At 40.5% G+C, this 22,300-nt stretch carries 23 protein-coding genes; 22 read left to right on the forward strand and 1 reads right to left on the reverse strand.

Translation table 11 applies throughout. The annotated features are described in order from the left end of the window. Positions 1–88: 88 nt before the first annotated feature. Positions 89–619, forward strand: a complete 531-nt coding sequence (locus IZT61_RS13840; protein WP_196097485.1) for a biopolymer transporter ExbD — start codon at positions 89–91, stop codon at positions 617–619. 83 nt (positions 620–702) lie between these two features. Here the strand turns inward: IZT61_RS13840 and metK are convergent, their stop codons facing one another. Beyond that, complete coding sequence (metK, locus tag IZT61_RS13845) at positions 703–1,953, reverse strand: methionine adenosyltransferase (RefSeq protein WP_196097486.1); 1,251 nt, start codon at positions 1,951–1,953, stop codon at positions 703–705. A gap of 225 nt (positions 1,954–2,178) precedes the next feature. Between metK and IZT61_RS13850 the strand changes: the two genes are divergently transcribed. The 21 genes from IZT61_RS13850 (at position 2,179) to nuoL (ending at position 22,281) form a co-directional block, all read left to right on the forward strand. Next, entirely contained in the window at positions 2,179–3,060 is an 882-nt protein-coding gene (locus tag IZT61_RS13850; protein WP_317193161.1) for a diacylglycerol/lipid kinase family protein, read from the forward strand. A 29-nt stretch (positions 3,061–3,089) separates the two neighbouring features. Then, a complete protein-coding gene (locus IZT61_RS13855; protein WP_196097488.1) occupies positions 3,090–3,440 on the forward strand; it encodes a translation initiation factor in 351 nt (116 codons plus the stop codon). A 473-nt stretch (positions 3,441–3,913) separates the two neighbouring features. Beyond that, positions 3,914–5,509, forward strand: a complete 1,596-nt coding sequence (pckA, locus tag IZT61_RS13860) for a phosphoenolpyruvate carboxykinase (ATP) (protein ID WP_196097489.1) — start codon at positions 3,914–3,916, stop codon at positions 5,507–5,509. Positions 5,510–5,808: 299 nt separating this feature from the next. Further along, positions 5,809–6,639, forward strand: a complete 831-nt coding sequence (locus tag IZT61_RS13865; RefSeq protein WP_196097490.1) for a MotA/TolQ/ExbB proton channel family protein — start codon at positions 5,809–5,811, stop codon at positions 6,637–6,639. A gap of 75 nt (positions 6,640–6,714) precedes the next feature. Further along, on the forward strand, positions 6,715–7,329 hold the full coding sequence (locus tag IZT61_RS13870; protein WP_196097491.1) for a biopolymer transporter ExbD: 615 nt from the start codon (positions 6,715–6,717) through the stop codon (positions 7,327–7,329). A 3-nt stretch (positions 7,330–7,332) separates the two neighbouring features. Continuing rightward, positions 7,333–7,839, forward strand: coding sequence for an ExbD/TolR family protein (locus IZT61_RS13875; RefSeq protein WP_196097492.1), 507 nt, complete (start codon positions 7,333–7,335; stop codon positions 7,837–7,839). A gap of 17 nt (positions 7,840–7,856) precedes the next feature. Next, positions 7,857–8,681, forward strand: a complete 825-nt coding sequence (locus IZT61_RS13880) for an energy transducer TonB (protein WP_196097493.1) — start codon at positions 7,857–7,859, stop codon at positions 8,679–8,681. Positions 8,682–8,923: 242 nt separating this feature from the next. Continuing rightward, positions 8,924–9,820 carry a PstS family phosphate ABC transporter substrate-binding protein gene (locus IZT61_RS13885; protein WP_196097494.1) on the forward strand — a complete coding sequence of 299 codons (897 nt, stop codon included), beginning with the start codon at positions 8,924–8,926 and terminating at the stop codon, positions 9,818–9,820. A gap of 81 nt (positions 9,821–9,901) precedes the next feature. After that, the gene (locus tag IZT61_RS13890) at positions 9,902–11,611 is read left to right on the forward strand and encodes a tetratricopeptide repeat protein (RefSeq protein ID WP_196097495.1); all 1,710 of its coding nucleotides are present in this window, start codon (positions 9,902–9,904) and stop codon (positions 11,609–11,611) included. A gap of 92 nt (positions 11,612–11,703) precedes the next feature. Next, positions 11,704–12,075: an NADH-quinone oxidoreductase subunit A gene (locus IZT61_RS13895; RefSeq protein ID WP_196097496.1), complete on the forward strand. Its 372-nt coding sequence runs from the start codon at positions 11,704–11,706 to the stop codon at positions 12,073–12,075. 271 nt (positions 12,076–12,346) lie between these two features. Continuing rightward, a complete protein-coding gene (locus tag IZT61_RS13900) occupies positions 12,347–12,889 on the forward strand; it encodes an NADH-quinone oxidoreductase subunit B (protein WP_039472971.1) in 543 nt (180 codons plus the stop codon). Beyond that, positions 12,890–13,390, forward strand: coding sequence for an NADH-quinone oxidoreductase subunit C (locus tag IZT61_RS13905; RefSeq protein WP_196097497.1), 501 nt, complete (start codon positions 12,890–12,892; stop codon positions 13,388–13,390). It begins immediately after the preceding gene. Between the two features lie 3 nt (positions 13,391–13,393). Further along, positions 13,394–14,608, forward strand: coding sequence for an NADH-quinone oxidoreductase subunit D (locus IZT61_RS13910; RefSeq protein WP_196097498.1), 1,215 nt, complete (start codon positions 13,394–13,396; stop codon positions 14,606–14,608). Continuing rightward, positions 14,601–15,116: an NADH-quinone oxidoreductase subunit NuoE family protein gene (locus IZT61_RS13915; RefSeq protein ID WP_196097499.1), complete on the forward strand. Its 516-nt coding sequence runs from the start codon at positions 14,601–14,603 to the stop codon at positions 15,114–15,116. Before IZT61_RS13910 ends, IZT61_RS13915 begins: the two co-directional genes overlap by 8 nt. Before the next feature lie 74 nt (positions 15,117–15,190). Continuing rightward, entirely contained in the window at positions 15,191–16,558 is a 1,368-nt protein-coding gene (gene nuoF, locus IZT61_RS13920; protein WP_196097500.1) for an NADH-quinone oxidoreductase subunit NuoF, read from the forward strand. Between the two features lie 145 nt (positions 16,559–16,703). Next, complete coding sequence (locus IZT61_RS13925; protein WP_196097501.1) at positions 16,704–17,714, forward strand: 2Fe-2S iron-sulfur cluster-binding protein; 1,011 nt, start codon at positions 16,704–16,706, stop codon at positions 17,712–17,714. Further along, the gene (nuoH, locus tag IZT61_RS13930; protein ID WP_196097502.1) at positions 17,714–18,751 is read left to right on the forward strand and encodes an NADH-quinone oxidoreductase subunit NuoH; all 1,038 of its coding nucleotides are present in this window, start codon (positions 17,714–17,716) and stop codon (positions 18,749–18,751) included. Before IZT61_RS13925 ends, nuoH begins: the two co-directional genes overlap by 1 nt. A 2-nt stretch (positions 18,752–18,753) precedes the next feature. After that, positions 18,754–19,257 (forward strand): NuoI/complex I 23 kDa subunit family protein, encoded by a 504-nt coding sequence (locus IZT61_RS13935; RefSeq protein WP_090504254.1) that lies wholly within the window; start codon positions 18,754–18,756, stop codon positions 19,255–19,257. Between the two features lie 115 nt (positions 19,258–19,372). Further along, positions 19,373–19,876 carry an NADH-quinone oxidoreductase subunit J family protein gene (locus IZT61_RS13940; RefSeq protein WP_196097503.1) on the forward strand — a complete coding sequence of 168 codons (504 nt, stop codon included), beginning with the start codon at positions 19,373–19,375 and terminating at the stop codon, positions 19,874–19,876. Next, positions 19,876–20,205 carry an NADH-quinone oxidoreductase subunit NuoK gene (gene nuoK, locus IZT61_RS13945; protein ID WP_010601897.1) on the forward strand — a complete coding sequence of 110 codons (330 nt, stop codon included), beginning with the start codon at positions 19,876–19,878 and terminating at the stop codon, positions 20,203–20,205. The genes IZT61_RS13940 and nuoK overlap by 1 nt, the downstream gene beginning before the upstream one ends. A gap of 174 nt (positions 20,206–20,379) precedes the next feature. Continuing rightward, a complete protein-coding gene (gene nuoL, locus IZT61_RS13950; RefSeq protein ID WP_394370728.1) occupies positions 20,380–22,281 on the forward strand; it encodes an NADH-quinone oxidoreductase subunit L in 1,902 nt (633 codons plus the stop codon). Positions 22,282–22,300 lie beyond the last annotated feature (19 nt).

The raw sequence follows: 22,300 nt of genomic DNA on the forward strand, positions 1-22,300 counted from the left end.
TGCACATTAAAACCAAGGGCGATTTTTTTTAATCGCCTTTTTTATGCAATTAACCGCAGGTTGGCATCATAATAAAAAACCTGAAACGATGGCAACTTTAAACGAATCTCAAAGCGGCAAGGCCGTAAAAGGAAGAACAAAAAAAACAGCACCACGCGTAGATTTAACCGCAATGGTAGATTTGATGTTTTTACTCACTACATTTTTTATGCTCACCACCACTTTGGGGCAATTAAATGCAGCCGATGTTGCAAAGCCCGATAAAGCTGGTGATGCTACCGAGCCCTACCCCGAATCGAGAACGATGACACTTTTATTGGGTAATGATAACAAGGCCGTTTCTTATATGGGCACAATAGAAAGAGCGCAAATGAAAGTGATCGACATGAATGCTGTTCAATCAGAAATAAGTTTGAATAAACTGCGTGTAGCTAAAACTCATCAGGATAACCCCGCGAAATATCTGATCGTGATTATTAAGCCAGGTAAAAGCTCGAAGTTCAAGAATTTTGTTGATGCAGTAGATGAAATGAAAATCGGCGATGTAAAATCGTTTGCGATCGACGATGATCACATTTCGGCAAAGGAAGAAGATTTTATGAAAGCAAACGGAATTTGAGCAAATTTATCAGGCTCTAAATACAAAAGAAGCCAAATTTTTAAAAAAAACTTGACTTCTTTACTTTTCATTCGGAGAGGCTATCAAATGCCAAAAGCGGTTTTCACCTGCTCAACGTAATCCAGCTTTTCCCAGGTAAACAAATCAACGGTAACCGTTTTTTCCTCACCGTTTGGCGTTCTAAAAGTTTTGGTTACCGTTTCAGGAGTTCTACCCATGTGGCCGTAGGCTGCGGTTTCGCTATAGATTGGGTTTCTCAATTTTAAGCGTTGCTCAATAAAGTACGGGCGCATATCAAATATCGATTCAACAATCTTAGCAATCTCACCATCAGTTTTGCCCACTTTGCCCGTTCCATAAGTGTTAATGTAAATACCCATCGGTTTTGCAACACCAATGGCGTATGATACCTGCACTAAGATTTCGTCGGCAACACCAGCCGCAACCAGGTTTTTAGCGATATGACGGGTGGCATAAGCCGCGCTTCTATCTACCTTACTCGGGTCTTTGCCCGAAAAGGCGCCGCCACCGTGCGCACCTTTACCGCCATAAGTATCAACAATGATTTTTCTGCCAGTTAAACCAGTATCGCCGTGCGGCCCACCAATAACAAACTTACCAGTCGGGTTAATGTGATATTCGATTTTATCATTAAACAAATGCGCATACTGCGGATTGTTCTTTATAATGCGTGGAATCAGGATGTTTATCAAATCAGCTTTAATTTTGGCCAACATAGCAGTTTCCTCATCAAAATCATCGTGCTGTGTCGAAATTACAATTGCATCAATACGTACAGGTCTGTTATTGTCGTCGTATTCCAGGGTAACCTGACTCTTTGCATCCGGGCGTAAATACTTAATCTCGTCATTTTCGCGTCTCAACACGGCCAGCTCTTGTAACAACTTGTGCGAAAGATTTAGCGCCAAAGGCATATAATCTTCCGTTTCGTTGGTTGCATAGCCAAACATCATCCCCTGGTCGCCAGCGCCTTGCTCTTCCTTATTCGTTTTATCTACACCTTGATTAATATCCTGCGATTGCTCATGTATGGCAGATAAAATGCCGCATGAGTTGGCCTCAAACATGTACTCACTCTTGGTGTATCCAATTTTCTTGATTACATCCCGAGCAATTTGCTGTACATCTAAATAGGTTTTAGATTTTACTTCACCCGCTAAAATAACCTGCCCAGTGGTAACCAAAGTTTCGCAAGCAACCTTCGATTCTGGGTCAAAGGCCAAAAAGTTATCAATTAAAGCATCCGAAATTTGATCAGCAATTTTATCCGGGTGACCTTCAGAAACAGATTCTGATGTAAATAAATACGACATTTATTAAATATTATAAGTGATGAATAAACAAAAAATTAGCTTGCCAAACCCCTCGGAAACAGGTGGTAATTGATTAAAAGGAGGTATTAGCAATTTTTTTAAGTGGTTGCAATCCGGTCCCGAAGATTCGGGATAGCAAATCAATCCACTTTTAATGGCTGCAAAATTAGCATATTTTCTTTATTTCAAAAATTATAGATTATTTTGTGCACTCAATCTTACATTTTGCACACAAAGACAAATATCCTCTTTATTATTAATCCCATATCTGGTGGCAGGGTGAAACTTGCTATCCCCGATTTTATCGATAGATACCTTGATAAGGATAAATTCAACGCAAACTTTGTATTTACTGAATATGTGGGGCACGCTGCAGAGCTTGCAGAAGAAGCGTCGAACAAAAACTTCGATGTTATTATTGCCTGCGGTGGCGATGGTACCATCAACGAGGTAGCAGGCAAGGTGCTAAAATACAACAAGGTGCTGGGCATTTTGCCCCTAGGCTCGGGAAACGGCTTAGCCAGGTTCCTAAAAATTCCTAAAAATATTCGATACGCACTTTCGATTATAAACCGGTTAAAGATTGAGGAGATCGATACCGGCGAATTTAACGAAAAGTGCTTTTTCAACCTCGCTGGTTTGGGCTTCGATGCACATTTGAGCGCTATTTTTTCCAAAGATAAAAAAAGAGGTCTATCAGGCTACGTTAAGCTCGGGCTGCAAGAGGTATTTAACTACAAGGCAGAAACTTATTTGCTCGAGATTGATGGCAAGCAATATAAACGTAAGGCGTTTGCAATTAGTTTCGCCAATTCATCACAATACGGAAACGATGTGTACATTGCGCCCAATGCATCAGTAAAAGATGGCTTGCTCGATGTTTGTATCATCAAGCCCTTTTCTATACTAAAATTGCCTGTATTAAGTTATGTAATGTTGAAAGGCACTGCAGAAACCTCCGATATGGTCGAGATTATCAAAGGCAGTCACATCAAAATTACAAGACAAAACGATGGTGCTGTACATGTAGATGGCGAGCCCTTGCAAATGGGCAAGGTAATTGAGGTTACGGTAAAGCCGCTTTCACTTAAAGTCCTTGTGCCGTAGCTTTGCAGCAGCTATAAATTTTATCAATTATGAAAGCCAAGAAAAACAGTTTAAGCGATTTGGGCGCAATTATGTATTCCACCAATCCCGATTTTGAGTTCGAAAAAGAAATTGATGATACCGTTACTCCACCCCAAAACCAGCAGGATTTGAGAATTATGCTTGATAAGAAAAACAGGGGCGGTAAGGCCGTAACATTGATTACAGGCTTTAAAGGACGATCTGAAGATTTAGACGTGCTTGGCAAGATGCTTAAAACCAAGTGCGGTGTTGGCGGCTCAGTTAAAGATGGTGAAATTATGATTCAAGGCGATGTTCGCGATAAAGTAATGGCTATTCTTCAAAAAGACGGCTTCAAAGTTAAAAAGGCCGGAGGTTAGGTCTGGCATGGTCCTAACATAAGCAGGCCTAATTTTAAGTTACTGGGCTGTTTCGAAAACGAACGTTTTATGAAGCTTTTGGCGGCCATTCTGCCCCGTTCTCACTACAATCTTTTTGGGCTTAATCGTGCTTATCGAGCGTATGTGCTGCAAAAAGGGGTTTTTGTACGCCCTGCTCGCCCCAATGCTATTAAGTTAGGCTTGTCGCCGATGAAAAGCAGGCTTTGCGCTCTAAATGGCAATTGATGTTTAACGTGACCTCCCCGTTATACACTCACACAACCGACCCAATAAACTCGATACTTAGTGTATTTATATCTGATTTTTTATACTACTAAACAGCTGTTTAATTGACTGTTATTTAAGCGTTTAACTAATAGTGTAATAACTACAATATGTAAATAATTGCTTCAAAATAGTTGTTTTTTAACTCGCTAACCTCTTACCTTTGCCTCACTAACTAACTTATTGTTATGAGCAAAAAGAAACCGCAGGCGCCAGATTTAAGCTACTTGAATCTGAGCGGAAACATGGCTGTAATGTACCAGCTATCTCCCGAGAAATTAATAGATGAAGCCTTATTAAATAAAGAGGGCGTGCTGGCAACCTCGGGCGCACTTGCGGTTGATACCGGAAAATTTACCGGCCGTTCTCCGAGAGACAAGTTCATCGTATGTGATTCCGTTACCGAAGAAACGGTTTGGTGGGGCGACATCAATTTCAAGATTAGTCCGGAGCGTTTCGATGGCCTTTTTAACAAGATGACGAATTATCTGGCCGATAAGAAAATCTACGTTCGCGATTGTCTGGCCTGTGCAAATCCCGAATATTCGCTGTCGATCAGGGTAATTACAGAAACCGCTTATCAAAATCTTTTTGCCAATAACCTGTTTATCCGCCCAAATGAAGATGATTTAGGCGATAAGCCTGAATGGACGATTATTGCTGCGCCAGGCTTTTTGGCCATCCCCGAAATCGACGGGACCCGCCAGGCAAATTTTTCAATTATCAATTTTACCAGAAAAATGATCTTAATTGGCGGCACAGGCTACACCGGTGAAATTAAAAAGGGGATTTTCTCTGTGTTAAATTTCGTTTTGCCAACATATAAAAATACACTTTCAATGCATTGTTCGGCCAATGTTGGTAGCGATGGTGATACGGCCGTATTCTTCGGCTTATCCGGAACGGGAAAAACAACCTTGTCGGCAGATCCAAACAGGCGCTTAATTGGCGATGATGAGCACGGCTGGGGAAATGATTCTGTGTTTAACTTTGAAGGTGGCTGCTATGCAAAATGTGTCGATTTATCAGAAGAAAAGGAGCCGCAAATTTACAAAGCAATTAAAGCGGGGGCACTGTTAGAAAACGTAGAATTTTTTCCGGGCACCAAAGAAGTTGATTACTCCAATACGGCGAAAACGGAGAATACAAGGGTTGCCTATCCTTTAGAACACATCGACAATGCCATTTTACCTTCTATTGGAACGGTGCCCAAAAATATATTCTTTTTAACGGCCGATGCTTTCGGCGTATTGCCGCCAATTTCCAAATTGGATGTAGAACAGGCCATGTTCCATTTTATGAGTGGTTACACTGCAAAGGTCGCCGGTACCGAAACCGGTGTTACAGAACCGCAATTAACATTTTCTGCGTGTTTTGGCAAGGCTTTCCTTCCGTTGCATCCATCGAAATACGCCGAATTGCTAGGCGAAAAAATGCGGAAACACCAGGTAAACGTATGGCTGGTAAATACAGGCTGGATCGGCGGTGCGTATGGTACAGGCAAAAGGATTAAGTTAAGCTACACCCGGGCAATGATAGCTGCGGCTTTAAACGGCGATTTAAATCATCATCAATATAAAAGACACCATGTGTTTAAACTAATGATGCCTATGCATTGCCCCGGTGTGCCATCGGATATTTTAGACCCGGCCACCACCTGGACAAATAGCGAAGAATATTACATGAAAGCCTACGAGCTTGCTTATGCCTTTGAGAAAAACTTCGAGCAATTTGAGGCCACCAGCGCGGCAAAAACAGTAGGTGAAGCGTTAAAATTGTGTTAAAAGCACTTTAAAATGCATTTTTTGTAACAAAAATTTGCAAATGGAATTTTTTTTAGTTTTCATTGTGGAAGAATTGCCTCCGGCTGAGGCAATTTTTTTGTTATATACACTACTTAATTACCGTAAACTAAATCTTAAGTAACGATTTAATTGTTTATTGATTTATTAATTTGTAATTTGAAATCAATTTATAAATTTGTTTTTCGCAACAATATCAGATAAGAAACGTTGTGTGTATTACAAAAAAGATAGAACAGCTAAATTTAAAAACAAGAACTAAAACTAAAATTTAAAAAAAAATGGCAAACGCACCAAAACCAACAACTGTTAAAAAAGAGAGCACTGCTACAGCTTCAAATGTTTTCGCAACATTGGTTATTCCGATCTGTATCGTAATTGGATTCGTTATTTGGAAATTCGTATTAGGAGATCCTTCAAACTTTATCGATAACAACCCCGAAAATTTACCATTACCAAATAACTATCCAGGTACTGCTTACAAAGGTGGTCCGATTGTAGCTGTTTTAATCGGTTTATTATTAACAACTATCGTTTTCTCAATTGAGCGTTTAATCGTTATCGGAAAAGCAAGTGGAAAATCGAGCTTAGATACTTTCATCGTTAAAGTAAAAGGTTTGTTAAACGCTGGTAACATCGAAGCTGCTAAAGCTGAATGCGATAAACAACAAGGTTCGGTTGCTAACGTAATCAAATCTGGCTTGAAAAAATACAGCGAAGTAGAAGCTGATACCAACATGGATGTTGAGCAATCAATCGTTGCTATCCAAAAAGAGGTTGAAGAAGCTACAGCATTAGAAATGCCAATGTTAGAGCAAAACCTAACCATCATTGCAACTTTGGTTTCTATCGGTACATTGATCGGTTTATTAGGTACAGTAACAGGTATGATCCGTGCATTCGCCGGTTTGGCAAACTCTGGTGCTCCAGATCAATCAGCATTAGCGGTAGGTATCTCTGAGGCACTAATCAACACAATGACTGGTATCTCTGTATCAACATTGGCTATCATCATGTACAATATCTTAACTTCTAAAATCGACAAGTTAACTTACGCTATTGATGAGGCTGGTTTCAGCATCGTTCAAACGTACGCTAGTTCGCATAAATAAAAATTTTGAAAATATTTTTACCGGCTTTATGGAAAACCGGAAAAAAATTCATCATTATTAAAAAGTTAAAATATTATGCCAAGAATTAAAGTTAAAAGAACCAGTACTGTAACAGATATGACCGCCATGTGCGACGTAGCTGCACTACTACTTACGTTCTTTATATTAACTGCAACGGCAAGACAACCAGAACCACTAGCGGTTTCTACGCCATCATCAACCTACGAGTTTAAGGTGCCGGCAGAAAATAATGCGACATTAACCATTGGGCAGGGAAAGGTTTTCTTTGAAGTAGCAGGAGTTAATGTGAGGAAAAGAACCTTAGAGCTAATGGCCGAACAGTACAATATGACCTTTACCCCTGAAGAGCTAAAAGCATTTATGGGAATTGGAAGTTTTGGTGTTCCGCTTCAAAGCTTAAAGCAGCTGATTGCAATGAAGGCCGGCGATCGTATGAAACCAGGTGTACAGCCAGGTATTCCAGCCGATTCTACTGATAATCAGTTAAGCGCATGGGTGTTAAATGCCCGTAAAGCAACTAAGGAAATAAATCAACAGGATATGCGTATCAGTATCAAAGGCGATTCGAAAGAAGAGTATCCTGTAGTTAAAAAGGTAATTGATATACTTCAAGATCAAAAGGTTAACAAATTTTTATTGGTAACCAACGCTGAAGCTAAAAAGAAATAAGAAATGGCAGAATTAAACACAGGCGGGAAGAAAGCCACACCGAGGGTTGATATGACTCCCATGGTGGATTTGATGTTTCTTTTGGTAACTTTCTTTATCTTAACAACAGTAATCTCTACGCCACAGGCGATGGATATTGTAAAGCCAGATAAAAATGATAAGCAACCTGAGAATAGATTAGAGCTTAAGGCATCGAAAACAATGACCATTTTGTTGGGTAAGAATAACAAAGTAGCATGGTACATGGGCGTAGCTGGCGAAACCGCACCCAATATTGGTCCTTTAGCTACCGTTGGAGATGATATCGTAAAGAATAGAAAAATCGCCGACGCATCGGGAGTTGCTGGAGATTTTGTGGTGCTGGTAAAACCAACGTCAGGATCTACTTTCCAGAATTTCGTAGATATGATGGACGAATTAGAGATTCTTAAAGTTAAAGTTCGTCAGATTGACGATGATAACATTCAGGATAACGAGAAGCAAGCCATGAAAGAACAAGGAATTTTATAACCATTAAACCATAAGTTATGTCGAAGTTAGATATATTAAGAAGAGAATGGATTGAGGTGGTTTTTGAAGGTAAAAACAAAAGCTATGGTGCTTATCAGTTGCGTAAAACCAACGGATCGAACACAACAAGAGCACTGATAATTGGTTCAATTGTCTTTTTACTATTATTTTTCTCTCCGAAAATCTATAGCCTTATTAAAGGTAATATGGATAATCAGGATGAGGAGAGGGTAAAGGCAGAGGAAGTTATTATTGCACCTCCACCACCAGTTGATCCCAAAACACCACCACCTCCACCGGTAGAGCCACCGCCACCAAAAGTGGATCAGGTAAAAATGCCACCTCCAATTGTTAAACCCGATATTGAGGTACGTGATGAACCACCTACAGTTGAAAAACTCAAAGTGGCAGATCCGGGGCAGAGAGAGCTGAAAGGTGACCCTGATGCAGCCGACGAAGTAATTGTTGGTCCCGTAGGCGAAGGCCCGAAAAGAACTGAAGCTGTCGCTGTTGATGATAACCAGGTTTACGACTTTGTTAGTATCGAAAAGCAACCGGAGTTTCCTGGAGGTTTGCCTAAGTTTTATGCCTACTTAAGTAAAGCAATCAAATATCCGCCAATGGCGCAAGAAAACAATGTTCAGGGTAAAGTATTTTTATCTTTCGTTGTTGAAAAAGATGGTAAGCTAACCGATATTACAGTTACCCGCGGTTTGGGTAGCGGTACCGATCAAGAAGCTATTCGCGTTTTGAAAGCGAGTCCACGTTGGAATCCAGGAATTCAAAACGGTAAGCCGGTAAGGGTTAAATATAACATCAACGTTAACTTTACATTGAACTAAATTTGTAGATGTTAAATTTTGATATTTTTAAGCAGAAATCGCCTAAACAGCGGTTTCTGCTTATTTTAGGGCTTGTCATGTTTGTGTTTTATCTTGTTTTAGGTGTGGCATTCATGTTTTGGGCTCCACTGGCGCAAAGGCTTAGCGCAATCCCTCAATGGGGCAGGATTACCATAGGTATTTTTTTAATTATTTATGCTTTTGTTAGGCTCCTGAGCCTAAGCAGGCGAGATTAATTTTTAATGAAGAAATTCCTTTTTATTTGCTGTGTGTTGGCATGCATTTCTTGTAGAAGAAAAGAACAAACCAACGTTGTAAAGGAAACCCGAACCAGTGGAACTTTAAAAATGCTGGTAGACGAAAGCGTTGGCCCTATTGTACAACAACAGATCGATATATTTAGTCTTGATTATCCCCTGGCTAATTTTAAAACCACTGTAAAACCCCTTGAAAAACTCTTGCCAACGTTTTTAAATGATAGCGTAAGGGTAATTGTGTTGCCAAGGCTGTTAACTAAAGATGAAGAGCAGTATTACAACAAGCGACAAATCAAAATCAATGCTTCGCGGTTTGCCATTGATGGAATAGCTTTAATTACAAATAAAGATAATATTGATAGCACAATTACCGTTAAAGAGGTGATTGATATTTTACAAGGGAGAAAGTCAGATAAAAAATTGGTCTTTGATAACGCTTATTCAAGTACCTTTCAGTATTTCAAAACATTGGCCAAAATCAGCCAGTTTCCGGCTAGCGGTGTTTACTCAAAAAACTCAAGTAACGAAGTAATAAAACTAATTGCTAATGATAAAAATTTTATTGGTATTTTAGGAGTGAATTGGGTTTCGGGAAGGAACAGCGAGATGGCCCAGGAATTGGCGAGGGTTAAAGTGCTTGGTGTTAAAAATATCAAAGGTGAGGTAGGCGATGATCAATTTTATAAGCCGTCACAAATCAATTTAATCAATGGTGTTTATCCTTTCCTAAGAAACATAAACATTGTAGATTGCGAAGGAAGAGACGGTTTAGGCACAGGATTTGCAACATGGCTAAGAAGTCAGAGAGGACAATTAATTGTACTCAAATCTGGACTGGGGCCCCACAAATTGATGCCGAGAGCGATTAACTTAACCAAGTAGAATTAAATTAAATTAACTATAAATTGAACCACGAAGTAACCTGAAAAGAACTTCATTTTTATTTAAAAACACAATAATCCGATGAAAATTTTAAAGAAAGCAATAACCTTAAATGTAGGTTTGGTGTTGATGGGTTCTGCAGTTTTTGCTCAAGATTTAAATGACGCGAAAAAAGCCATCGACGCTGAACAATATCAGAAAGCTTCATCAATGCTTAAATCATTGGTGACCAGCAAGCCTAGTGAAGGAGAAAACTATTATAACCTCGGTTTAGTTTATCTTAAAACTGGCTATATCGATTCGGCAAGGGCTGTATTTACAAAAGGCCTGGCTGCCGATCCGAAAAACAACCTTAACTATATCGGTTTGGGGGAAGCAGATATGTTAACGAACAACCCAACATCTGCCAAAACAAACTTTGATAAAGCGGTATCGTTAGATCCTAAAGAATATGAAACTTACCTTAATATTGGCCGGGCCTATTTAGCTCAAAATAAGCCGAGCGATGAAGTTTCTAAACCCGATTTTACTTTGGCCCTGGCAAACATTCAGAAGGCTGATGAAATGGATTCGAAAGATAAAGACGCACAAATTTTCTTGGCGTTGGGTGATGCTTACGCCTTGCAGAAGAATAACTCTGAAGCCTTAGGTCCGTATTTTCGTGTAAACGACATCGATCCTAACAACCGCAGGGCTAAAACTCAAATCGGTAGAATGTATAAAGAGTCAAAAGCTTTTCCTGAAGCTGAAAAAGAACTTTTAGACGTAACTACTGCCGATCCAAATTACGGCCCCGCTTACCGCGAATTGGGAGAGCTTTATTTAATATGGAGTGGTTTCGGTGCCGATAAAGAAAAGGCAGCCAAAGCAACCGAGAGCTATAAAAAATACATGAGCTTAACTGATAAATCTTTAGAATCTCAGTTGCGTTACATGCAGTTCTTGTATTATGTTAAAGATTTCAAGGAGTTAGAGCAAGTGGCATCATCTATTCAGGTTCCTGCCGACCATCCAAAATCGACAATCGTTTCGAGGTTAAAAGGTTGGTCTGCTTACGAGAATGGAAACTATCCACAGGCATTAACAAGTTTGACTAATTTCTTCGCCAAAGAGAAGGATACAACCAAAATCTTGGCTAACGATTATCTCTATTTAGGACAATCGCAAATTAAAGCAGGTAAAGATACTACAGCGGCAATTGCTAATCTTGTTAAAGCAGCTAAGATTGACACGAACAATGCGGAATTTTTAAGTGCACTGGCGTTGGAAATGTATAAAAGTAAAAAATACACCGATGCGATCAACACGTACAAATTAGCTATTCAGTATAACCCGAACGGTAAAAACGTTTATACTAGTTACTATTATTTGGGTCAGGCAGCCTTCCGTAAAACATACTACGATAAACGCGACAAAAAGCCTTTTGACTTGCCGTTATTAACCGAGGCAGATCAAAACCTGGAGAAACTGAACAAAGTTGTGCCTGATTACGCAATGGGGTATTTTTTAAGAGCGAGGATTAATGACTATATCGATCAGGCTCAAAATGGAACCGCTACAAAAGGTTTAATGATTCCATTTTACGAAAAGTACATTACTTTGATTAAGCCAGAAGATGAAGCATCATCTAAAGATAACTTAGTTGAATCGTACAGATTGTTGGGCGCTTGGTATGCAGACAAAGACAAAGCGAAAGCAATTGACTTTTTAACTAAAGCTGTAGCCTTGGATCCTAACGATTCGTATGCGCCAGCAAAACTTAAAGAATTGCAATCTGCTAAAGGCAAATAATCAGTCAATTCTTAATATCGAACATAATTTGAAAAGGCAGAGTTTGGTTACTCTGCCTTTTTCTTTTACTTTTGCATCAGAAAATAAACATTATGCAAGCGCAAAGTACCTCAGTAGATTTTTTACCAATTATTTTTCAAGTAATCGTAGCCTTGGGTTTCGTTGTCACTACATTGGTTGCAACACACTTTTTAGGTCCAAAACGTAAAACGAGCGACAAGCTTGAAACTTTTGAAGCAGGGGTTAAGTCGATCGGTAACGCACGTCAACCGTTTTCGATCAAATATTTCGTAGTTGCTATTTTGTTTGTACTATTCGATATTGAAGTAATTTTTATGTACCCCTGGGCAGTTAATTTCAGGGCCTTAAAAATGGATGGAATGATCGAAATGTTCATCTTCATGGGAACGTTGCTACTCGGTTTCGTTTATGTAATCAAAAAGAAAGTATTAGACTGGAACTGATCAGTTTGTCCCAAAGGGATGCTTTTGGCACAGTTTTCTGGCAGTTGGCAATATAAAGTCATCGGATGAATACCTGAAATTTGCCAATATTCATCCGATGACTATTCAAACTAAAAAATGGTAGTTGAGAACTGATAATTGCTAATTAAGAACGTAATCTTCATTTTATTTAGAAAGGTTCTAAATCAGGTTCCGCTAGTTTAATTGCCTTTAAAATATTGTAAATTTGTTGCTCATTCTGCAAAAGGATGAGCATTTTTTGTTTATAAACATGAGTGAAATAAATATAGTAGATGCGCCTCCAGGAACCGAAGGACCTGGCTATTTTGCCACTTCTTTAGATAAAGTGATTGGTTTGGCACGTTCAAATTCGTTATGGCCGTTGCCTTTTGCAACCTCTTGTTGCGGTATCGAGTTTATGGCAACCATGGGTTCTCACTACGATTTAGGTCGGTTTGGTGCAGAGCGTTTGAGTTTTTCTCCTCGTCAGGCCGATGTTTTAATGGTGATGGGCACCATCGCGAAAAAGATGGCTCCGGTATTAAAACAAGTTTATATCCAAATGGCCGAGCCGCGTTGGGTGATGGCTGTTGGCGCTTGTGCAAGCAGCGGAGGTATTTTTGATACCTATTCTGTATTGCAAGGTATTGATGAGGTAATTCCGGTTGATGTTTACGTTCCGGGCTGCCCGCCAAGGCCAGAGGCAATACTCGACGGCTTCCAGCGCATTCAGGATTTAGTGAAGAACGAATCTGGCAGAAGAAGGAACTCCGATTATTACAAAGAACTTTTAGGTCAATACGGCATTAAATAAATGGAAGAAACGACGTTAAATAACAACATTCACCTTCAATTAACCGAGAAATTCGGCGAAAAGATCACCGCTGTTTCTGAGCCTTACGGCCTCTTAAGTTTCGTAACCTACAAAGATGTGATCATAAACGTACTGTCGCATCTTAAAGAAGAGTTAAAGTTCAATTTCCTTACCGATATTACTGCTGTTCATTACCCAGGTAAAGACCACGGTATTGCCGTTGTGTACCACCTGCACAACATGGTAGAAAAAGTGAGGGTTAGAATAAAGGTTTTTATTTCCGAGCAAAATCCAACCATCCCAACGGCGACTAGCGTTTGGAAAGGTGCAAACTGGATGGAGCGTGAAACTTACGACCTGTTCGGTGTTCAATTTGAAGGTCACCCAGATCTTCGCCGGATCTTGAATATGGATGATTTAGGTGTTCACCCCATGTTGAAACAATATCCATTGGAAGATCCGAACCGAGTAGATAAAAAAGACGAATTTTTTGGAAGGTAAATTATGAATCATAACCATCCGGTATTTACAGATAACGACCCGCAAAGTGAGCTTGTAACCCTAAACTTAGGCCCAACCCACCCTGCAACCCACGGCGTTTTTCAAAACGTGCTTCAGTTAGATGGCGAGCGCATTGTAAGCGGTGTCTCTACTATTGGGTATATTCACCGGGCTTTCGAAAAGATTGCCGAGCACCGCCCGTTCTATCAAATTACTCCGCTTACCGATCGTTTAAACTATTGCTCCTCGCCTATTAATAACATGGGCTGGCACATGACGGTTGAAAAGCTGTTGAATATCCAAATGCCTAAACGTGTAGATTATCTTCGCGTTATTATCATGGAGCTTTCCCGTATCGCCGATCACATCATTTGTAATACGATTATCGGTCAGGATACTGGCGCCACAACAACCTTCCTTTACCTTTTCCAGTTTCGTGAGCATATTTACGAGATTTTTGAAGAGGTTTGCGGAGCAAGGTTAACTACTAACATTGGGAGAATTGGCGGCTTTGAAAGAGATTTCAATGAAGTGGCCTTTACAAAAATTAATAAGTTTTTAAAAGAGTTTCCTGTGGCTTTAAAAGAGTTCGAAAATCTGTTAACCCGTAACCGTATCTTTATCGATAGAACGGCAGGGGTGGCAGAGGTAACAAAGGAAACTGCTTTAGAATACAGCTGGACTGGTCCGCTTTTACGCGCAACTGGCGTAGATTACGATGTTCGTGTAAGCGATCCGTACTCCTCATACCAGGATTTCGATTTTGATGTTCCAGTTGGTACCAGCGGCGATATTTACGATAGATATCTGGTGCGCAATGAAGAAATGTGGCAAAGTGTCCGCATTATTGAACAGGCACTTGTAAAGCTAAAAACCGAACCAAAAGGTATTTTCCATGCCGATGTACCCGAATTTTATCTTCCTCCAAAACAAGAGGTTTATAACAATATGGAAGCATTGATCTATCACTTCAAAATTGTGATGGGCGAAATTGATGCACCAAAAGCAGAAGTTTATCACGCTGTAGAGGGTGGAAACGGTGAACTGGGTTTCTATCTCATTAATGATGGAGGTCGTACACCTTACCGCCTGCATTTCCGCAGACCAAGTTTTATAAATTACCAGATGTTTGCACCAATGAGCGAAGGCATGTTACTGTCTGACGCCATTATAAACATGAGTAGTATGAATATTATTGCAGGAGAATTAGATGCTTAAAGTAGAAGAACAAACACCTGTAACGTTATCGGCGGAATTGCTGGCCAAGTTTGACGAAGTTAAAAGCCGTTATCCTGAAGGTAAACAGAAATCGGCATTATTGCCATTGTTGCACCTGGTGCAAGCAGAATATCTTTGGGTTCCAACATCTGCGATGGATCAGGTTGCCGCGTATCTAAATATTCAGCCAATAGAAGTTTATGAGGTAGCCACATTTTATACCATGTACTTCTTAAAACCACAAGGTAAATATGCCTTAGAGGTTTGCCGTACTGGCCCGTGCTGCCTGGTTGGTGCAGAGAAAATATTAGACCACTTAGAAAATAAGTTAGGTGTTAAAGAAGGTGAAGTTACTGCCGATGGCTTGTTTAGCTTTAGAGGAGTTGAATGTTTGGCCGCCTGTGGGTATGGTCCGGTGTTGCAAATTAGCCCCGAATATACCTTTTACGAAAACCTAACTACCGAAAGTGTAGATAAACTGATTGAAGATTTGAAAAATAAGTCCTAAGTCGAAAGTCTTAAGTCTTTAGTCGATTGGCTATGGACTTCGGACTAAGAACTACAGACTATAGACTAATAAAAATGTCTCGAAAACTGTTACTTGAGCATATAAACGTACCAGGCATCAATACACTTGAGGTCTATCGCCAAAAAGGTGGGTATCGTGCCGTAGAAAAAGCCCTTAAAACTTTAACACCTGAAGAGATTGTTGAAGAAGTTAAGAAATCGGGCTTACGCGGTCGCGGAGGTGCGGGTTTCCCAACGGGAATGAAGTGGAGCTTTTTGGCCAAGCCAGAAGGTGTTGCACGTTATTTGGTTTGCAACGCCGATGAGTCTGAACCGGGCACTTTTAAAGACCGTTATTTAATGACTTACATTCCTCATGCTTTAATTGAGGGAATGATCGTTTCTAGTTTTGCCCTTGGTGCAAAGGTTTCATACATCTACGTTCGTGGAGAAATGATGCCGCAAATCCGAATCCTCGAAAGAGCAATTGCTGAGGCAAAAGCAGCGGGTTGGTTGGGTAAAAACATTTTGGGAACGGGTTACGATTTAGAATTATATGTTCAGCCTGGTGGTGGTGCTTACATTTGTGGTGAAGAAACTGCTTTGTTAGAATCACTTGAAGGCAAAAGAGGTAATCCGCGGATCAAGCCGCCATTTCCGGCAATTGCAGGTTTATATGGCTGCCCAACTGTAGTAAACAACGTTGAATCGATTGCCGCAGTGGTGCCGATTATTAACGACGGTGGCGAGGAATACGCCAAAATAGGTATCGGTAGAAGTACAGGTACAAAATTAATATCTGCATCTGGAAACTTGGTTAAACCAGGTGTTTACGAAATCGAATTAGGATTACCAGTTGAGGAATTTATCTACTCGGACGAATATTGCGGCGGTATTGCCAATGGCAAACGCTTAAAAGCAACGGTTGCGGGCGGTTCGTCAGTTCCGGTTTTACCTGCCAACTTAACATTGAAATTAGCAAACGGCGAACCTCGCTTAATGAGTTACGAATCGCTATCAGAAGGCGGCTTCGCAACCGGAACGATGTTAGGTTCAGGAGGCTTTATCGCTTTTGACGAGGATCAGTGTATTGTACGCAACACCTGGAATTTCTCCCGTTTTTATCATCACGAAAGTTGCGGACAATGTTCTCCATGCCGTGAAGGTACCGGATGGATGGAAAAAATCCTGCATAAAATTGAACACGGACATGGTTCGATGGAAGATGTGGATTTGTTATGGGACGTTCAGCGCAAGATTGAAGGTAATACCATTTGCCCATTGGGCGATGCAGCGGCCTGGCCGGTAGCGAGTGCAATTCGTCATTTTAGAGATGAATTTGAATGGCACATTAAAGAACCAGTTAAGAGTCAGACACAAAATTACGGTATCGCCAATTATGCAGTGCCAATAGAGAAAGCACCGGTAGTAGAAGAGAAATAATTCTAAGGTCGCATTCTGCGCCCTTAAGCTGCTAATCATCATTGCAAGGAATGAACCAATCCTAAGCAACGTGTATAAACAAGAAAGATTGCTTCGTACCTCGCAATGACGGAATGAAGCCAAAAAATAAAGATTATCAATAACCATGAGTGAAAAAGTTAAGGTTACGATAGATGGAATAACAGTAGAGGTTGACAACGGAACAACCATCCTTAATGCCGCACGGCAAATCGGGGGTGATATCGTTCCGCCTGCCATGTGCTATTATTCTAAGTTAGAGGGCAGTGGTGGTAAATGCCGTACCTGCATTGTTAAGGTAACCAAAGGTTCAGAGAAAGACCCTCGCCCAATGCCAAAATTGGTTGCATCTTGCCGTACAACCGTAATGGATGGTATGGAAGTGCTCAATATTACCTCGCCAGAGGTTCTAGAGGCACGTGCGGGTGTGGTAGAGATTTTATTGATCAATCACCCGTTAGATTGTCCTGTTTGCGATCAGGCTGGAGAATGTGATTTACAAAATTTGGGTTACGAGCACGGTTTGCAAAAAACACGCTATGAATTTGAGCGTCGTACTTTCGATCGTATTGATATTGGCGATAAAATTCAGTTGCACATGAACCGTTGTATTCTGTGCTATCGTTGCGTTTTTACTGCCGATCAAATTACGAACAAGCGGGTTCATGGTATTTTAAACCGTGGCGATCACTCCGAAATTTCTACTTATATTCAACAAGCCGTTGATAACGATTTCTCAGGAAACGTGATCGATGTTTGCCCGGTTGGCGCTTTAACCGATAGAACGTTCAGGTTTAAGAACCGTGTGTGGTTTACCAAACCAGTTGATGCACACCGCGACTGCGACCACGAAAAATGTACCGGAAAGGTAACACTTTGGTATAAAGGTGAAGATGTTTTGCGTGTTACGGCCCGTAAAGATCAGTTTGGTGAAGTAGAAAGCTTTATATGCAACACCTGCCGCTTCGATAAGAAGGCAACGTCTGATTGGGTAATCGAGCACCCAACCCATATTGATGATACTTCGGTAATTGCATCAAACCACTACGAAACATTAAAACCTTTGCATGTTATTCAGCCTAATGAGGCTTTACAAGCTGCGAACGAAATTGAACTACATAAAACAGTTAAGTACTAATGGAAACAGGTTTTATCATAGAAAAATTTATTCTGGTAGCGGTAATCTTCGGTATCAGCCTGGTAATTGCCATGTACTCTACTTATGCCGAGCGCAAGGTTGCAGCCTATCTTCAAGATCGTTTAGGCCCTGATAGAGCCGGGCCATTTGGTATTTTGCAGCCATTGGCCGATGGTGTAAAAATGTTTATGAAGGAGGAAATCATTCCCACTACATCAAACAGATGGTTATTCATCGTGGGTCCAGGCTTAGCCTTGCTTTGTGCCTGTATTGGTACGGCGGTTATTCCATGGGGAAGCCCAATGGAAATCGGCGGTAAAATTGTTCCACTTCAGGTAGCCGATATCAATGTGGGCGTTTTGTACATCTTCGGTGTCGTTTCTTTGGGCGTTTATGGTGTAATGATCGGCGGTTGGGCATCAAACAATAAGTATTCGTTATTGAGTGCTATTCGTGCTGCATCGCAAAATATCAGTTATGAAATTGCAATGGGATTATCCATCATCGCTTTGCTTTTAATGACGAACACCTTAAGCTTAAAAACAATTGTAGAGCAACAACATGGCTGGCACTGGAATGTATTGTATCAACCATTAGGATTTTTGATCTTTTTGGTTTGTTCTTTTGCAGAAACCAACCGTGCACCATTCGATTTGCCTGAATGCGAAACGGAGCTTATCGGTGGTTATCACACAGAATATTCATCCATGAAATTAGGGTTTTACCTGTTTGCTGAATACATCAACATGTTTGTTTCATCGGCAGTAATGGCAACCTTATATTTCGGTGGTTACAATTATCCGGGGATGGATTATATGGCTACTTTGTTAGGTCCAACCTGGGCACCATTGTTCGGAACCGCTATTTTATTTGCAAAGATCTTTTTCTTCATCTTCTTTTTCATGTGGGTACGTTGGACAATCCCTCGTTTCCGTTACGATCAATTGATGAATTTAGGTTGGAAAGGTTTGATACCTTTGGCCATTGCCAACATTATAATAACTGGAGTTGTGATCGCGATTATAGAGAAGTTTTAATTATGGAATCATTAAGTAACAAGAAAAAAGTACTGGAGCAAAAGCCGTTGAGCTTTATGGAGCGTATGTACCTGCCTGCAATTGCAAAGGGCATGGGCATTACCATCAGCCACTTATTCAAAAAAGAGGCTACAGTAAGATATCCAGAGGTAGAGCGAGAGTTTTCTACCAACTTCAGGGGAATGCACTCTTTGAAACGTGATGAGAACGGGAAAGAGCGTTGCACAGCCTGCGGTTTGTGTGCGCTATCGTGCCCTGCTGAGGCAATTACCATGATTGCAGCAGAACGTAAACCTGAAGAAAAACACTTATACCGCGAAGAGAAATACGCCGCAACTTACGAAATAAACATGCTTCGTTGCATTTTTTGCGGTTTATGTGAGGAGGCTTGCCCAAAAGAGGCCATTTATTTAGATGGACCAATTGTACCAGCTGATTATTTGCGTAAGGATTTTATTTACGGAAAAGATAAATTGGTAGAGGCTCCGTTGGAGATGAAAAAATAATTTTACACAGTGCGTCATTGCGAGGAACGAAGCAATCCTAATGCAACAGACGGTATAATAAAGAAGATTGCTTCGTGCCTCGCAATGACGAGGAGTATAAACAAACAACAAATTAATGAGTACACAAGTATTCTATTTCGTAGCCACATTAAGTATCATCTTTTCGCTGATGGTGATTTTTGCAAAAAATCCTATTCATAGCGTATTGTACTTAATCCTCACGTTTTTCACATTCACCGTACATTATGTGTTGTTGAATGCCCAATTTTTGGCCGTTGTAAATTTCATCGTTTACATGGGTGCCATTATGGTGTTATTTTTATTCGTACTGATGCTCCTCAACCTAAACAAGGAAACCGAGCCTGTTAAGTCGCCATTGATTAAAATTGTCGGTGTTATTGCAGGATGTTGTTTAGTGGTTACCTTGGTCGGCTCATTTAAGGCAGCAACAATCACAAGTCCTTTGATTTTGAAAGATCCGGGGCTGGGTTTAGTAGAAAATCTGGGCAAAGAGCTTTTTGGGCCATTTTTATTGCCATTCGAATTATCATCTCTATTACTGTTGGCGGCAATGGTTGGAGCAGTTTTGTTATCTAAAAGAGATGAGGTAGAAGCATAATGGAAAATTTAACTACACAAATGGCAGGCGTTCCGCTAAATCATTACATCTATTTATGTGCAATTATTTTCACAATTGGTGTAATTGGGGTATTGACCCGCAGAAATGCAATCGTAATTTTTATGTCCGTTGAGTTGATGTTAAACGCGGTGAATCTGTTATTAACCGCTTTTTCGGTTCACAGCAACGATCCATCCGGGCAGGTTTTCGTATTCTTTATTATGGCATTGGCCGCTGCAGAGGTTGCAGTGGGTTTGGCCATCATTGTAATGGTTTACCGAAATACGAAATCGATAGATATTAATGTTTTAAATCGCCTTAAGTGGTAAAGGGAGTTTAAGTTAGCTTCGAAAGCCGCAGCGTCGACTGTCACCCTCAGCCTGACAAGGAGGAAAAAGGACTTGATTGACGTCCTAACAGCAAAGAAGGCAAGTTTTTAAACTTGACTTCTTTTAAAAAGTAAACAGTTTAAAAATACCTTAACTGGTAAATACATTTAATAAATGAAAATAGAACAATTGATTTGGCTGGTTCCATTACTTCCCTTCCTGGGATTTGTAATCAACGGACTGGGCAGAAAATCTTTATCTAAAGGACTTATTGGTATCATTGGAAGCGGTGTGATCCTAGCCTCGTTCATCATCAGCGTAGTTATCTTCTTTAGTCTACAAGGCGATACACAAAAATCTCACGAAGTATTTTTATTCGATTGGATCAGCGCAGGCACCTTGCACATTCCACTTTCGTTTTTGGTTGATCCCTTAAGTTCGATCATGTTATTGATCATCACTGGAATCGGTTTCCTCATTCATTTATATTCTACCAGCTACATGCACGATGATGAAGGTTTTGGTAAATTTTTCTCTTACCTTAACCTGTTTGTGTTCTTCATGCTCTTGTTGGTGCTGGGCTCAAACTACATCGTAATGTTTATCGGCTGGGAGGGCGTAGGGTTATGCTCGTACCTGTTAATCGGTTTCTGGTACACCAACAGCGCTTATGCATCGGCAGCCAAAAAAGCTTTCGTAATGAATCGAATTGGCGATTTAGGCTTCTTGCTGGGTGTTTTCTTAATGTTCAATTTCTTTGGAAGTTTAGAATTTTCGAAAATCTTCCCTCAGGCGGCCAATATGTTGCCAGGAAACAACACCTTGTTTTGGATTACCATTTTATTATTTGTTGGTGCCTGCGGTAAATCGGCGCAATTGCCCTTATTCACCTGGTTGCCCGATGCAATGGCCGGACCAACGCCAGTTTCTGCTTTAATTCACGCAGCAACGATGGTTACGGCGGGTATTTACATGATTGCCCGTTCGAGCGTGTTGTTCGATTTGGCACCACTTACCCAACATATTATTGCAATTATCGGAATTGCTACCGCACTTGTGGCTGCAATTATTGCCTTAACCCAAACCGATATTAAAAAAGTATTGGCCTACTCCACCGTATCTCAATTGGGATATATGTTTTTAGGCTTGGGCGTTGGCGCTTATACCGGTTCATTCTTTCACGTATTAACGCATGCATTCTTTAAGGCATTATTATTCTTGGGCGCTGGTTCCGTTATCCATGCCATGCATCACGAGCAAGATATGCGCCACATGGGTGGATTGAGAAAGAAACTCCCTATAACTTTCTTAACCATGATGATCGGTACGATTGCCATTGCAGGCTTACCACCATTTTCAGGGTTTTTCTCTAAAGATGAGATTCTGGCAAATTCGTACCAATACAGCCCAATACTTTGGGGAATAGGTGTTTTAACCGCTTTCCTTACCTCTTTTTATATGTTCAGAATGATGTTCCTTACTTTCTCAGGGAAATACAGGGGAACTCATCACGAAGAAAGCCATGTGCATGAATCGCCTAAAGCGATGACTATTCCATTAGTTATATTGGCAATTTTAGCTGCCATTGGCGGAGCAATTAACTGGCCGCACGTTTTCGGTGGCAACGAATGGTTGGCGCACTGGCTAACTGGTGCAGGTGTTGCACAACACGAGTTAAATTTAGATCACTCAACTGAATTTACCTTAATGGGCGTTTCAATATTGGCGGCCATTGTAGCTTTGCTTTACGCTTACGCCCGATATGTAAAAGGCGCTCGTGTTCCCGTGGCCGATGAAGCACCACGTTCGGCACTTGCAAAATTATCGTATAACAAATTCTATTTAGACGAGATTTACGACTTCATTATCACCAAACCATTAGATGCTTTTTCAAGATTTTTCTACAAAATTATCGACACGAAGTTTATCGACGGAATTGTGAATGGATTAGGATGGAGTACAAACGAGGCAAGTAAGGGTGTTCGTTTATTACAAAGTGGAAATGTTGGTTTCTACATATTTATGATGGTAGCTGGTATCATCGCATTGCTTGCTTATACATTTTATTACATATAAAAAGGGTTCAAAAATAAAT

The organism is Pedobacter endophyticus (assembly GCF_015679185.1).
GTDB lineage: Bacteria > Bacteroidota > Bacteroidia > Sphingobacteriales > Sphingobacteriaceae > Pedobacter > Pedobacter endophyticus.